7 protein-coding genes, 1 tRNA gene and 4 pseudogenes are annotated in these 14,303 nt (G+C 59.2%); 6 read left to right on the top strand and 6 right to left on the bottom strand.

All coding sequences use genetic code 11. The features are described from left to right. Window positions 1-110 precede the first annotated feature (110 nt). Window positions 111-1,724: an acyl-CoA synthetase MbcS gene (gene mbcS / locus ACYQ0Z_RS11125; RefSeq protein ID WP_459868085.1), complete on the top strand. Its 1,614-nt coding sequence runs from the start codon at window positions 111-113 to the stop codon at window positions 1,722-1,724. 205 nt (window positions 1,725-1,929) lie between these two features. Here the strand turns inward: mbcS and ACYQ0Z_RS11120 are convergent. Together ACYQ0Z_RS11120 and ACYQ0Z_RS11115 are read right to left on the bottom strand one after the other, a co-directional pair. Further along, window positions 1,930-3,270, bottom strand: a pseudogene (locus ACYQ0Z_RS11120) (IS1182 family transposase); the annotation flags it as partial. A gap of 129 nt (window positions 3,271-3,399) precedes the next feature. After that, on the bottom strand, window positions 3,400-5,601 hold the full coding sequence (locus tag ACYQ0Z_RS11115; protein WP_459868082.1) for a methyl-accepting chemotaxis protein: 2,202 nt from the start codon (window positions 5,599-5,601) through the stop codon (window positions 3,400-3,402). Between the two features lie 253 nt (window positions 5,602-5,854). Between ACYQ0Z_RS11115 and resA the strand changes: the two genes are divergently transcribed. After that, window positions 5,855-6,376 (top strand): thiol-disulfide oxidoreductase ResA, encoded by a 522-nt coding sequence (gene resA / locus ACYQ0Z_RS11110; protein ID WP_459868079.1) that lies wholly within the window; start codon window positions 5,855-5,857, stop codon window positions 6,374-6,376. 305 nt (window positions 6,377-6,681) lie between these two features. On the opposite strand, the gene ACYQ0Z_RS11105 is transcribed toward resA, so the two are convergent. From ACYQ0Z_RS11105 to ACYQ0Z_RS11095, 3 genes and pseudogenes are all read right to left on the bottom strand, one after another. Next, on the bottom strand, window positions 6,682-8,883 hold the full coding sequence (locus tag ACYQ0Z_RS11105; RefSeq protein ID WP_459868076.1) for a methyl-accepting chemotaxis protein: 2,202 nt from the start codon (window positions 8,881-8,883) through the stop codon (window positions 6,682-6,684). A 253-nt stretch (window positions 8,884-9,136) separates the two neighbouring features. Then, window positions 9,137-9,274: pseudogene (locus tag ACYQ0Z_RS11100) on the bottom strand (VOC family protein); the annotation flags it as partial. 48 nt (window positions 9,275-9,322) lie between these two features. Continuing rightward, window positions 9,323-10,543: an ISL3 family transposase gene (locus ACYQ0Z_RS11095; protein WP_459863420.1), complete on the bottom strand. Its 1,221-nt coding sequence runs from the start codon at window positions 10,541-10,543 to the stop codon at window positions 9,323-9,325. A 174-nt stretch (window positions 10,544-10,717) separates the two neighbouring features. Between ACYQ0Z_RS11095 and ACYQ0Z_RS11090 the strand changes: the two genes are divergently transcribed. Further along, window positions 10,718-10,805, top strand: a tRNA-Leu gene (locus tag ACYQ0Z_RS11090). 126 nt (window positions 10,806-10,931) lie between these two features. On the opposite strand, the gene mnmH is transcribed toward ACYQ0Z_RS11090, so the two are convergent. Beyond that, complete coding sequence (mnmH, locus tag ACYQ0Z_RS11085; protein ID WP_459868073.1) at window positions 10,932-11,996, bottom strand: tRNA 2-selenouridine(34) synthase MnmH; 1,065 nt, start codon at window positions 11,994-11,996, stop codon at window positions 10,932-10,934. Between the two features lie 158 nt (window positions 11,997-12,154). On the opposite strand from mnmH, the gene ACYQ0Z_RS11080 reads away from it, so the two are divergent. The 3 genes and pseudogenes from ACYQ0Z_RS11080 to ACYQ0Z_RS11070 all read left to right on the top strand — a co-directional run. Continuing rightward, entirely contained in the window at window positions 12,155-13,210 is a 1,056-nt protein-coding gene (locus ACYQ0Z_RS11080; RefSeq protein ID WP_459868070.1) for a glycosyltransferase, read from the top strand. Window positions 13,211-13,316: 106 nt separating this feature from the next. Then, window positions 13,317-14,072 (top strand): annotated as a pseudogene (phnD, locus tag ACYQ0Z_RS11075) (phosphate/phosphite/phosphonate ABC transporter substrate-binding protein); the annotation flags it as partial. Between the two features lie 16 nt (window positions 14,073-14,088). After that, a pseudogene (locus ACYQ0Z_RS11070) lies at window positions 14,089-14,190 on the top strand (phosphonate ABC transporter ATP-binding protein); the annotation flags it as partial. Window positions 14,191-14,303 lie beyond the last annotated feature (113 nt).

Raw genomic sequence — 14,303 nt, 5'->3', positions numbered from 1 at the left:
TCTTTGTTTTTGAACGTTAAAAATATTTTCATTACTGAAGCAGGGAGATCGGCACTCCTTCGCGAATATACATTGTTGAACAGTTATCCCCCATCTCGTGACAAGGAGGAATGAACAACGTGACGCCGACGCCGGAAGTGGACCTGATTGCGCCAGAGTGGTACAACGTGGCACAGGACATTGACCGCTTTGCCGAAGATCGCACCAAGATTGCGCTATATTGGGAGAACGCCCAGGGTGAAACGCGCATTATCCCGTATTGGCAGCTGAAGGAGGAGTCCAATCGTCTGGCCAACGGTCTGCGTGCGCTGGGGGTGAAAAAGGGCGACAAGGTTGTCATCCTGCTCCCGCGCATTCCGGAGAGCTATGTTGCTTACCTGGCCTGCTTGAAACTGGGAGCTGTGCTCATGCCCGGCTCGGAGCTCTTGCGGGCCAAAGATATCCTGTACCGTGTCAACCACGCGGGGGCCAAAGCCATCATTGCCTATCGAACACTTGTGGACGAGGTCGATGCCATTCGCGCTGAGGCGCCGAGCCTGACGCACTTTGTCGTGATCGGCGGCGAAGCGCATGGATGGGTGCGGTACGAGGACGTCGTGACCGGCCAACCGGTGGCGTTCGAAACGGAAAAGACGCACCGCGATGACCTGGCCTTCCTGCTCTACACTTCGGGCACCACGGGGAACCCGAAGGGCGTCATGCACACCCACGGATGGGCCTATGCCCATCGCGCCATCGCGGCCACGTACTGGCTCGACATCCGCGACACCGACATCGTGTGGGCCACGGCCAGTCCCGGGTGGGCCAAGTGGCTGTGGAGCCCGTTTGTCTCCACGCTGGCTTCGGGTGCAGCGGGATTCGCCTATCATGGGCGGTTCGAGCCGGAAAAGTATTTGCAACTTCTTGAAAAGTATCGCATCAACGTGTTATGCTGTACGCCCACTGAGTATCGCCTCATGGCCAAAGTGGACAACCTGGAGCGGTTCCGTTTGTACCTGCGCAGCGCGGTGAGCGCCGGCGAGCCGCTCAACCGTGAAGTGATCGACACGTTCCGGCGCCATTTCGGCGTGCAGGTGCGCGACGGGTACGGCCAAACCGAGAACACGCTGCTCGTGGCCACGATGGTGGGCATGGAGGTGAGGCCCGGCTCGATGGGCAAACCGACGCCGGCGGCCCGGATGGCTATCATTGACGAGGACGGCAATCCGGTGCCGCCGGGAGTGGTCGGGGACATCGCCGTGCACCGCAGCGCGCCGGCCCTGTTCAAGGGGTATTACAACGATCCCGAGCGCACCGCGCAAGCCTTCCGCGGCGACTGGTATGTCACCGGCGACCAGGCGCGGATGGACGAGGATGGGTACCTCTGGTTTGAGGGCCGCGCCGACGACATCATCATCAGCGCTGGGTACACCATCGGACCCTTCGAGGTGGAGGACGCGCTGGTGAAGCATCCGGCGGTACAGGAATGCGCCGTGGTGGCCAGCCCGGACGAGGTCCGCGGCAGCATCGTCAAGGCGTTTGTCGTCTTGAAAAATCCGGCCGATGCGTCGGACGCACTGGTTGCCGAACTGCAGGAACACGTCAAGAAACTGACGGCCCCCTACAAGTATCCCCGTGAAATCGAGTTCGTTACGGAACTGCCCAAGACGACGTCCGGGAAGATTCGGCGCGTTGAGCTGCGCCAGCTCGAACGGGAGCGCAAGCGCGACCGGATCGGGCGGTGAGTGAACCATTGCCCCCTTCCCCCGTGGAAGGGGGTTTTTGTTGGTCCTGGGCACGTGCGGCAAACGAAAACGCCCCTTCATCGGGGGATGAAGGGGCGTTCAGACTGCAGACAAACTCCCTCGGTGCCAACGCAGCCGAGGGAGTTTTCTTGTCGTCTGTGAACAATAAAGAGAAGAAATTAAGGGCATGGCGCCCTGTTTTTCCTAACCTCCATAACCAATTCGCCAGCTTTTTTAAATTCATGCAAGCAAAAACAAGCATCGCCTGCATTGTCACTTTTTCCAACCCACGTAAAGTGGTCCAACGCAAGCCATGCTTCTCCTTGAGATCCGCAAATACACGCTCAATCGTTTCCTTTCGGCGTGCATATAGGCGTTTATTCACTTCTGTATGGCGCAAGTGCTCCACTTCTTCCATGTAATGGGCCCAGATATGGCGGCTCACACGCTTAACCGCGTCGTGGCTTTCTGTGCACTGGGAGCGGAATGAACAAGATCGACAGGTCGTGGCATCGGAACGGTAGATTCTGTAACCCTCACGGGTCGTGGTTTCGTAGGTAAGCACTTGTCCGGCAGGACAAAGATAGCAATCGTAGTACTCATCGTACACGTAATCTTGCTTTCGATACCTTCCGTCTTTTGTGTGGGGACGGGTATACGGCATGACCGGACGGACCTGTTGGTCCAAGAGGTACTTGCTGATATAGGGTGTTTTATACCCTGCATCCACCGCGACAGCGCTGGGTTTTCCGACATGCTTGACGGCTTGCTCGAACACATCCGAAAAGACCTGACTGTCATGAACGTTGGCGGCCGTGACGACGGCACTGACGACAAAGCCGTTTTGGTCGCTGGCCGCATGGAAGGAGTAAGCGAACGTCTGTTCCTTTTCGTTTTTGACAAACCAGCCGCTGTCCGGATCAGTGGTGCTTTGCTTCACCTCCTTCCAGACGGCTTTAGACTTTTTTGGCAACGGCTTTTTCCCATGCGCTACGCGGTCCTGGTTGATTTCCTCTTCCAGAAGTTCTTGATATTTTTTTCCTTCTTCCTGAACGAGCCGCTTGATGAATTTTCTCTTGTTGGCGTTGGCTTTGACATGGGTGGAATCAATATACAGAACGGAAGGGTCCACAAGCCCGTGATGGCAGGCTTCTTCGAGAATGCGCGTAAAGATCTTTTCAAACAGGTCGGTACCCTTGAATCGGCGGACATAGTTTTTTCCAAACGTCGTGAAATGGGGAATGGGCTGGGTGAGATCGTATCCCAAAAACCACCGATAGGCGAGATTGGTTTCGATTTCCTTGATGGTTTGACGCATGGAACGGATGCCGAACAGATACTGGATGAGCACCATTTTGATGAGGACAACGGGATCGATGCTGGGTCTTCCGTTGTCTGGGCAATAACGATCTTCCACCAGGTCATAGATAAACGAGAAATCGATGGCGTTTTCGATTTTGCGGACCAGGTGATCCTGAGGAACCAATTCGTCCAACGAAACAACGGTAAGCTGGTAACGGCCTTCGGCCGACTGTTTTCTCAGCATGTGGCCACCTCTGCATGATGGGATAAGAACTCTATTCGACAAAAAAGCGTGTAGACCTTGTACCTCCCGGTACTTTGTCTACACGCTGAACGCCCCTTCATCGGGGGATGAAGGGGCGTTTCAAAGGGGTTATTCGGCGTCGAGCTTGAACTTGGCGATTTCCCGGTTGAGTGACTCGGCCATTTCCGTAAGCCGTTGCGCCGCCTGGGCCACTTCTTCGATGGCGCGCGTTTGCTCCTGGGTGGCCGAGTTGACCGTTTGGGCGCCGGCTGCCGTCTGCTGGCTGACCGCGGAGATGTTCTCAATGGTTTGGACGAAGGTGTTTTTGTCGCGGTTCATCTCGGCCATCGCCGCGGCCACCCCTTCCATCTTTTCGCGGATGTGCTCAACGGCCTGCAGGATGCGCTGGAAGGCCTGTTTGGTTTGCTGCACGATGTCGTGCTGTTGGCGGGCGATTTCCGCCGTTTGGCCGATCGTCGTCACCGACGTTTCCACTTGGCTGTGGATGGCCTGTACCACCTGCTCGATTTCCCGCGCCGCCTTGGAGGATTGCTCGGCCAGCTTGCGCACCTCCGAAGCGACGACGGCAAACCCGGCCCCGTGTTCGCCGGCGCGGGACGCCTCGATGGCCGCGTTGAGGGCCAGCAGGTTGGTTTGCTCGGCGATTTCCTTGATCGTGGTGGTGAACGAGGTGATGCGGTTCATCTGTTCGCTGAGGGCCCGGATGTCCGCCGTGACGCGGTCGGCCACCGCCACGTTCTGTTCCGACGAGCGTTCCAGTTCGTTCATTGCTGCCACACCTTGCTCGCCGGCGCGGGTTGTTTCGTCCACGGCTTGTTTCACGCTGTCGGCGCTTTCGTTGACGCGATCGATGGATTGGGCAAACATGTTGACGACTTGGGCCCCTTGTTCCGTTTCCTCGGCCTGTTTGGACACGGCTTCGGCAATTTCGCCGATGGTCCGGCCGATATCGGCCGCTTGGGCCGTGGTCTCCTCGGCCACGGCGGCCAGTCCGGTGGCCGCCTCTTCGATGCTCCGCGACAGCTCCATGTTGGTGGCGATCAAGTGCCGCAGCTGGTCGACCATCTCGTTGAAGCGCAGGGCCAACTCGTCGATCTCGTCGCCCGGCTGGGCGCTGATGTGCTGCGTGAGATCGCCTTCCGCCAGGCGGTTCATCCCGTGGCGGATCTCCTCCACGCGCTGGCCTATGGACCGGGCAAACAGGTAGGCCCCCGTCGCGCAGACGGCGAACAAGACGAGGCCGATTCCCAGCATGACCAGGACGGTGATCAGCTGGCTTGTTTTGAGGGAATCAAGAAGGTGCTGGCCTTGCTGATGGAGGTTGTCGATCGCCAGCTGCAGTTGCAGCAGGTCTTTCTTGTCGACGACGGCGATCAGCTTCCACCCGGTGAGCGGGTTGGTGACGAAATGGCCGAATTTTTCCGTTCCTTGGTACGTGTATTCCACGGTTCCCGTTTCGCGCTGGAAGACGGGGGCCAAGAACGGGAACTTGTCTTTGGCGTTCTGGCCGATCAGCGTTTTGTCTTTGGGGTGGGCGAGCATGACACCGTTTTTGTCGGTCAAGAACGTGTAGCCGGACTGGCCCACTTTGATTTGGCTCACGAGGGTGGTGAGCTTTTCCATGGAAATGTCCATCCCGGCCACGCCGATGATCTTCCCGTTTTGGACAATGGCCTTGGCGATGGTGACGATGGGTTTCCCGGTGACGGCGTCAATGTACGGATCGGTCCACACCACCTTGTCCGGCTGTTTCACGGCCGCCTGGTACCACGGACGGGTGGTCGGGTTGTAGTCGCGCAGATCAGCGTCCGGCACCGGTCCAAGGTATATGGCGCCGTCGGGTGTGCCGAAGAAGGCGTATTGGATTTCTTCATGCGTTTTCGTAAACCGTTCCAGATACGGGATCAGCACCGGATTGAGGGACGGTTTGTTTTTTTGGGGCAATTTGGCGTACGGCGTTCCCTCTGCCGAACCCGACGGGAGTGCCGCGTGGTTGGCGAGGCGTGCCGCCTGTTCCGACTGGGCAATCAGGTTGGTCAGCGATTCCATCTGTTGAAGGAAAAGGGTGAAGCCCTGGTTGATCTGGGTGTCGATGGCGTGGAGGTTTTTCACGAGGGTGTCTTTCGTGATGTTGCTGATCGACCGCATCTGGGTCTGGCTGTCGGAAAGGTACCGGTTCACGTCGCTGGCAAACCGGTAAAACAGGATGCCGAAGCACACCGTGTAGAGCAGCACGGTGAACAGAACGATGGCGGAGATGGATGAGGAGAGCTTCCATTTGAGCGACAGGGTGCGCCACCACTGTTTCATCGATGAAACGCCACCTCCATCAGATCCTGCCGTGGGGTTTTCCGCGTGCATGCGTTTCCAAAAGCTCCGTTCTATTCAAAAGCTCCGTTCCATTATAGAAGGTGACAAAAATCACGTTCAATGGGCCGAAAAGCCTAACGTTGGTGCCCGTCCGTTCACCGAACGTTTTGTGACCGGCGTTCGTGCGGAGAACGAATTGGGGTATCATGTTGAAATGAAGAAGAAAAGCGGCGGCAGAGAGGAGGAGTCGCGAATGAATCGGATCCTGCGCCCCTTGGTGCTGGGAGTGTTGGCGTTGGCGGTCATTATCACCTTTTACCGGGCATTTGGGGAGGACCACCAGGGGGTAGAGAAAGGAGAAGCGGCACCTGACTTTACCCTCCAGACGGTGGACGGGCGGACGTTTACCCTTTCGGAGCTGCGCGGACAAGCCGTTGTGCTCAACTTCTGGGCCACGTGGTGTGAGCCGTGCCAGCGGGAGATGCCGGCCTTGCAAGCGGCGTATGAGGCCTATCGGGATAAAGGAGTCGTGGTGGTCGGGGTGAACTTCGGCGAGAGTCAGGCCACGGTGCGCGGGTTTCTAAGCCGCCGGGGCGTGACGTTCCCCGTTGTGCTCGATCGGGACCAGCAGATCACGACAAAGGTCTATGGCGTCAAATCCTTTCCCACGACGGTGTTCATTGATCCACGCGGGACGGTGCAGGCCGTCCACGTCGGCGAGCTGAACCGGCAGCTGATTGACCAGTATCTCGCGCCGCTGTTGTCGCGTTCCTGAGCGTCGCCGGGCGCGAGCGGAGCGGTGGCCGGAGTTTTACCGGAAAAAATCGAGGAGGAGGGGGCGGCTGCTCCCTCCTCTCACACCTGTTAATCGTTTCGGCGCAACGGTCTCCAGACAAACTCCCTCGGTGTCAACGCAGCCGAGGGAGTTTTCTTGTCGTCTGAGTACGAAGAGGAACCAATTCGTGCAACGAAATAACGGTAAGCTGGTAACGGTCCTCGGCCGATTGTTTCTCAGCATATGGCACCTCTCATGATGGAATAAGCCCCTTCATCGGGGGATGAAGGGGCGTTTCAAAGGGGTTATTCGGCGTCGAGCTTGAACTTGGCGATTTCCCGGTTGAGCGACTCGACCATTTCCGTAAGCCGTTGCGCCGCCTGGGCCACTTCTTCGATGGCGCGCGTTTGCTCCTGGGTGGCCGAGTTGACCGTTTGGGCGCCGGCTGCCGTCTGCTGGCTGACCGCGGAGATGTTCTCAATGGTTTGGACGAAGGTGTTTTTGTCGCGGTTCATCTCGGCCATCGCCGCGGCCACCCCTTCCATCTTTTCGCGGATGTGCTCAACGGCCTGCAGGATGCGCTGGAAGGCCTGTTTGGTTTGCTGCACGATGTCGTGCTGTTGGCGGGCGATTTCCGCCGTTTGGCCGATCGTCGTCACCGACGTTTCCACTTGGCTGTGGATGGCCTGTACCACCTGCTCGATTTCCCGCGCCGCCTTGGAGGATTGCTCGGCCAGCTTGCGCACCTCCGAAGCGACGACGGCAAACCCGGCCCCGTGTTCGCCGGCGCGGGACGCCTCGATGGCCGCGTTGAGGGCCAGCAGGTTGGTTTGCTCGGCGATTTCCTTGATCGTGGTGGTGAACGAGGTGATGCGGTTCATCTGTTCGCTGAGGGCCCGGATGTCCGCCGTGACGCGGTCGGCCACCGCCACGTTTTGTTCCGATGAGCGTTCCAGTTCGTTCATTGCCGCCACACCTTGCTCGCCGGCGCGGGTTGTTTCGTCCACGGCTTGTTTCACGCTGTCGGCGCTCTCGTTGACGCGATCGATGGATTGGGCAAACATGTTGACGACTTGGGCCCCTTGTTCCGTTTCCTCGGCCTGTTTGGACACGGCTTCGGCAATTTCGCCGATGGTCCGGCCGATATCGGCCGCTTGGGCCGTGGTCTCCTCGGCCACGGCGGCCAGTCCGGTGGCCGCCTCTTCGATGCTCCGCGACAGCTCCATGTTGGTGGCGATCAAGCGCCGCAGCTGGTCGACCATCTCGTTGAAGCGCAGGGCCAACTCGTCGATCTCGTCGCCCGGCTGGGCGCTGATGTGCTGCGTCAGATCGCCTTCCGCCAGGCGGTTCATCCCGTGGCGGATCTCCTCCACGCGCTGGCCTATGGACCGGGCAAACAGGTAGGCGCCCGTCGCGCAGACGGCGAACAAGACGAGGCCGATTCCCAGCATGACCAGAATGGTGATCAGCTGGCTTGTTTTGAGGGAATCAAGAAGGTGCTGGCCTTGCTGATGGAGGTTGTCGATCGCCAGCTGCAGTTGCAGCAGGTCTTTCTTGTCGACGACGGCGATCAGCTTCCACCCGGTGAGCGGGTTGGTGACGAAATGGCCAACTTTTTCCACACCATTATGCGTGTACTCGAACGTCCCGGTTTCCCGCTCATACACCGAGGACAGGAACGGAAATTTCTCCTTGACGTTCTGGCCGATCAGCGTTTTGTCTTGGGGGTGGGCGAGCATGACACCGTTTTTGTCGGTCAGGTAGACGTAGCCGGTTTGGCCGATTTTGATTTGTCCCACAAGGTTGATCAGCTTTTCTATCGAAATGTCCAATCCGGCGACGCCGATCACCTTTCCGTTGTGAACAATGGCCTTGGCCACGGTTACGATAGGTTTACGGGTAAATGCATCGAGATAGGGGTCGGTCCAGACTACCTGATCCGGCTGCTTGATGGCGGCTTGGTACCACGGGCGCGTGGTCGGATCGTAGTTGCGATAGTCGTCATTTGTCAACGGGGCAATATAATAGGCACCATCGGGCGTGCCGTAGTAGGCGTATTGGATTTCTTCATACGTTTTCGTGAACCGTTCCAGATACGGGATCAGCACCGGATTGAGGGACGGTTTGTTTTTTGGGGGCAATTTGGCGTACGGTGTTCCCTCTGCCGAACCCGACGGGAGTGCCGCGTGGTTGGCGAGGCGTGCCGCCTGTTCCGATTGGGTGATGACGTTGACCAGAGATTCTATTTGCTGTAGGAAAAGGGTAAAGCCCTGATTGATCTGGGTGTCGATGGCGTCGAGGTTTTTCACGATCGTCTCTTTCGTCGTATTGCTCATGGACCGCATCTTGAGCTGGCTGTCGGAAAGGTACCGGTTCACGTCTCCGGCAAACCGGTAGAACAGAATGCCGAAGCACACCGTGTAGAGCAGCACGGTGAACAGAACGATGGCGGAGATGGATGAGGAAAGTTTCCATTTGAGCGACAGGGTGCGCCACCACTGTTTCATCGATGAGAAGCACCTCCTACAGACCCTGCCGGAGGGGGGCCATGGATGAATGCGTTTCCAAAATCTCCGCTCCATTATAGTTGGTGGCAAAGTCAGGTTCAATAGGGCGAAAAGCCTACGCTGCTTTCCGTCCGTTCATGAGATGTTGTTTTTCTAACATGAGTGGGAGATAAATTGCGGTATTATGGAATAAAAAAGGCCGAGCCGTTTCTGCCTTCCGCAGCATTGTCCAAAAAAGAAAAAGGAGAGCGGCACCCACTTCAATCCAGTTGCCCGCAGGCCCCATCGGCTGGTTGCGGTACACGGTAAAGCCCAGGGTTTCCGTCCAGAAGGCCAGTGCTTTTTCCTGATCTTCCACGTAAATGGTGACGGTGGCGATTTGTTTGATCATGGTTTTCCTCTTTTTCGTTCGCCTTGTCCCTCTCCGCAACCCCCGGCTCTAAGTCAATAACTGTGGATGGGAGGTCAACCAAGCCAAGGGTATAAAAGCGAGGAGCATCTTCCGCACATAGATTTCGCGGTTGCGGAACCCGTAGCTGATTCGTTTGAGCAGCTTGATCTTGGTGTGCACGCCTTCCGTGTAGCCGTTCGAAACACGCCAGGTGTGGTAAGCCAGAATCGCCTCGCGCCAGCGGCGGAGCGTGCGTCCCCACTGCAGGAGCGCGGCATCGCTTGCCGACTGGGCCTCAAAGATCACGCGGTCCAGGATGGCTGCGGCTTCGTCTCGATTGGAAGCACGGTAAACGTCTCGCAGCTGCTCTTTGACCCAGTGAAAGTGGGCCACGTTCTTGTGATGCTTCCGAATGGCGGCAAGCTGGGCAGCTTGGCGTTCGGTGAGGTCGTCCTCGTTCTTCAAAAGCGGCCATCGAGGCAGGCGTACCCCGGTCACCTGCTGTTCCACTAGCCGTGCTTCGTCAACCCGCCGATTCGCGTCCTGGATGACGTGAAACGGATCCGCCACGATGACAGCGCCGGGCAAAGCGCGCTTCACGGCATGGCGCCAAGCATCCTTCAGGTCGATGCACACGGCCCGAATCCGCCGACGAACCGTCTCCGGCAGCTGGCGCAAAAAGCGCTCCAGTGTTTTCATGCGGTCATCCGGCAAGATGGCCAAAAGGCACCGTTTTGGCCACACGCATGTGACCGTAACCATCATGTCACGGCCACGATAGCTGTGTTCATCAATGCTAAGCACGAAGGCATCGACATCCCGGAGGGCTTCCTCGAGATTTACCTGCTGGTCTACGTACCGAAGGAGCAGACGGCGCAAGGTGCTGCTGCTTGTTCCGCTTTCCTGGGCGGCACGACGGAAACTGCCCGCTTTCAGGCGCTGGAGCAAAAGGGCTTCGGCCCGTTCGGTCCTGCGTGCCCAGGGGCGAATACCAGGAAAGCGTTCGGTGAACACTTTTCGACAGGCCGTGCACTGGAAGCGCCGGGGACGTACCCAGAGGTAAACCGGTTTCTCGTTGCACCAGGTGTGCAGCTTCCGTTTCCATTCGCGCGCACGATCGTAGACGCGGCGTGTCAGCTGTCCACAATCCGGACACCGCGCTTCCTTACGCGGCCGACCGGCGTAGATGTGAATACCATCGGATTGATGCACGATACGGTAAACAATCCACGATTGTAAGCCGAACATTTCTGCGGTAAGCTTGTTCATAGGCGGTCGCGAGCCTCCTTCGGGATGTGATGTGCCTAACTATCCCTTGGCTCGTCGACCGCCTTTTCCTCTTAGATCCCACACTTTTTAGCGTAGAGCCGCAACCCCCTTGACAAGGTGGATTATGTATGGTAGTGTTTATCGTGTCAGGCGAACAATCCAAACATGCGTCGTGCGGGAGTGGCGGAATTGGCAGACGCGCTAGACTCAGGATCTAGTGGCCGTTGAGGCCGTGGAGGTTCAAGTCCTCTCTCCCGCACCACCCCTCGCGAGCAAGTCGGACGTCGGTCCGGCTTTTTCTTTTTTCTTGCGTGAGGACGATGCCCCCCCGCCCGGCGTGGACGGCGGGCGGGGGGGATGGAGGTCGGAATCGGTGGGGGGTTGCCGATCAATTGGCTGCGGCCGCCGGCACCACTGAGGCGAGGCGGTCGTAGAGCCGCTTCAGCGCGTCGACTGCCGCGTCGAGGTTTTCGGCGTCGACGGTCGCTTCGAAACGCTCGACGTACCGCTGGCGGGCGTGGCGGTAGCGCGGGTCGTACCAGTGCTCGAGGAGCAGGCGGGCCGCCGTGGCGAAATCATAGCGGTCAAGGGCTTCGTGGATGGCGGCGCGGATGGTGCGTTCCAAGCGCTTTTCAATCGATGCGAGGGCTTCGCGCCACTGGATTCGGACCGTTTCCGGGTTGAGCGGGGCGTATTCTGCCACGATGCGTTGCACCCGCGTTTCGAGTGTGGCCGTCAGCCACACGTGGATTCCGGTTTCCTTCCGTTCCATGATCCATTTTGGGGTCATCAGCTTTCCGATCCGTCGGCTTTCGGCTTCGAGGAAAATGAAGGGCCTGTCCCCCAAGCGATCCAGTGTTTCAAAGAGATAGGCTTCATAGAGCGGCTGCGACGGCTGGCTCCCGAGGCCGATATGGCCAAACACCGAACCGCGGTGGGATGCGCAGGCTTCCAAGTCCAGCACCGGATAGCCGTCGGCGGCGAGGCGTTGGAGGATTTCCGTTTTGCCCACACCCGTGTTGCCGTGGAGGACGATGAAGCGGCCGTTCCAGGACGGCGCTTCATGGAAGGCGAGCACATGGCGCCGGTAGGCTTTGTAGCCCCCGACCAGGCGCAGGGCGGGAATGTCCATGAATTGCGCCATCATCGACACGAATTTGCTGCGCAGGCCGCCGCGCCAGCAATAGATGACGGGAGTCCGGTCGCTTGCGAGGTTCCGGATGGTCTCGACGAGCTGCGGCAATTTGGGGGAAACGAGCGTCAGCCCCAACTTTTTTGCCTCGGTTGCCCCCTGATGCTTATAAACGGTTCCCACTTGAGCCCGTTCGTCGTTGTCCAGCAAGGGAACGTTATGCGCGCCCGGGATGTGCCCTTCGGCAAATTCCCCGGGTGAGCGCACGTCAATGTACACCACATCAGCACGTTGGCGGACCTCGTGAAGGGAAACGTCCATGGTTGTCACCTTCTCGTGCGAATCTATCCCCATTCTTCTCATTTTACCCGATTTTGAAGCGGTTGTGTGCAGAAACAAGCGGTGGTGAGCGACGGATGGATATGATACGATCGAATAAGACATGCGAGCAAGGGGAGCGCCCTTGCAGAAGTTCCGCTATGGAACGGCAGACCAAGACGGCGCCTTGTGTTCAACGCGTTCTCCTCGCCAGCCCCTTTTTGACGGCCAACCGCGGCAACACGATTACGGTGCGGCGCATTGCCGCGGGGCTGCGTCGACTGGGCCTTGAAGTGGAAACGGTCGCCTACGCGGAGGGAAACGCGGTCTTTTCCCCGGCGGATGTGACCCACGTGTTCCACGCCTCGCGTTTTGCCCGCTTCTGGCGGCGCGAAATGGGCCATCTGGCGCCGCCGGCCCCCCTGGTGGTGACGATGACGGGGACGGATGTGAACAGGGACCTGTTTGACGAGAGCGGCCGGTACGACGTGTTCTGGACCCTCGAACGCGCCGCCGCCGTTGTCTTGTTCAGCGAGGAAGCGCGGGAGATGCTCCGGACGCAGTGGCCGGGCGATCCGGCCAAGCTGCATGTCGTGCCGCAGGGCCTGTCGGCGTTTCCCGATGTGCCGCCGGAGGACTGCGCGCGGCATCTCCCGCCGAAGCGAGGGTTTACCTTTCTGCTCCCCGCCGGCATTCGGCCCATCAAGAACGTGTTGTTTGCCGTGCGCGGCCTCAAGCGTCTCCGCGAGCGGGGGATGGAGGTTCACCTTGTCATCGCCGGCCCGGTACTGGATGCCGCCGAGGGGGAGCGCGTGCGGCGCGCCGCACAGGAGGAGCGGGAATGGGTCGCGTATGTCGGCGAGGTGCCGCACGCGTGCATGCCTGCCCTCTACGCGCAGGCCGATGTCGTCCTCAACACGTCGCGCGCCGAAGGGCAGCCGGCGGCGCTGATCGAGGCGCTCCATTTTGGCGTGCCCGTGTTGGCTTCCAACGTCGCGGGAAACCGGACGATCGTGCGGCAGGAGGAGAACGGGCTGTTGTATACCGATCTGGACGAGGAGGATTTCGCCGCCAAGGCGGCGCGGCTGGTGCAGGATGACGCCCTGCGCCGGAGGTTGGTGGAAGCCGGGCGACGCGACGTGGCGGCGCGCTTTTCGGCCGAAACGGAGGCGCGGCGGCTGCTCGCCATTTACCAGGCCGTGCGGGACGGTTGCTGACGGACCTGCATGCGGTACAATAAAGGGTGCGTTCGTTTCGTGTATCGAAACACCGAACGTTGAGGAGGCGTATGCCGTGCGAAAACAAGGGCTCCCGCGTTGGGCGATGATGGCACTGCTGTTGCTGCTCGTGTTCTCGCTCGTCGCGTGCAGCCAGACGCAGGTGCCCGAGCAAGGGCAGGGCGGTGAAGCGGACGAGCCCTTTCACATCGGCGTGATTCCCACACAAAACCAGGGCGAGATGCAGAAGGCGATGAACAAGCTGGCGCAGATTCTGGAAGAGAAGCTCGGCCGTGACGTCGAGATCAAGGTGTATTCCGACTACAACGGTGTTGTCGAGGCCATGGGCTATGGCCACGTCGATATGGCCTTTTTTGGCCCGCTGACCTACGTCATCGCCCACGAAAGGAGCGGGGCGGAGGCGATCATCACCCCGCTCATCGACGGCAAGCCCTACTACTACTCGTACCTGATCACGCACAAAGACAGCCCGTGGAACTCCATCGACGACGGGGTCAAGCATTCCAAGGAGATCCGCCTGGCCTTCGGCGACGTCAACTCTACGTCGGCTTCTCTCATCCCCGGGCTGGTGCTGAAGAAGCAGGGCGTGTTTGAAGACCAGAACCAACACCAATTCAAGTCGGTCGTCTATACGGGGAACCACGACGCGACGGCGCTGGCCGTGCAGAACAAGCAGGCCGATGTTGGGGCCATTGACAGCGCCATGTTCAACGTGCTGAAGAACGAAGGCAAGATTGATGCTGGCGCCTTCAAGGTGATCTGGCAATCGGAGCCGCTCTTTCAGTATCCGTGGGCGGTGAAGAAGGACACGTCGCCGGAGCTGATCAAACAGCTGCAGGACGCCTTTGTCGGCATCAAAGCGCGTAGCCATTGCCCGCGTCCTGATGCAGAAGCCGAAGATGATCCTCGGCGACGAGCCGGTGGCCAGCCTCGATCCGGTGACGGCCCGCTCGATCCTCGCTCGCCCGCGGCTTGACCGTCTACGACGGGCCGCCGGAGGGCGCGTAACCGACGATGTGCTGGCCGAAATCTATCCCCTTGACGCGGTCGGCGTGTGACCGCGAAAGGCGAT

The sequence above is a fragment of the Calditerricola yamamurae genome (genome assembly GCF_054654135.1).
This window is presented reverse-complemented; position numbering and strand designations above follow the sequence as displayed.

Bases quoted from the DNA above. Each gene is read 5' to 3' on its own strand.
- mbcS (WP_459868085.1), top strand. From the start codon at position 111: ATGAACAACGTGACGCCGACGCCGGAAGTGGACCTGATTGCGCCAGAG.
- ACYQ0Z_RS11115 (WP_459868082.1), bottom strand. From the start codon at position 5,601: ATGAAACAGTGGTGGCGCACCCTGTCGCTCAAATGGAAGCTCTCCTCA.
- resA (WP_459868079.1), top strand. From the start codon at position 5,855: ATGAATCGGATCCTGCGCCCCTTGGTGCTGGGAGTGTTGGCGTTGGCG.
- ACYQ0Z_RS11105 (WP_459868076.1), bottom strand. From the start codon at position 8,883: ATGAAACAGTGGTGGCGCACCCTGTCGCTCAAATGGAAACTTTCCTCA.
- ACYQ0Z_RS11095 (WP_459863420.1), bottom strand. From the start codon at position 10,543: ATGAACAAGCTTACCGCAGAAATGTTCGGCTTACAATCGTGGATTGTT.
- mnmH (WP_459868073.1), bottom strand. From the start codon at position 11,996: ATGGACGTTTCCCTTCACGAGGTCCGCCAACGTGCTGATGTGGTGTAC.
- ACYQ0Z_RS11080 (WP_459868070.1), top strand. From the start codon at position 12,155: ATGGAACGGCAGACCAAGACGGCGCCTTGTGTTCAACGCGTTCTCCTC.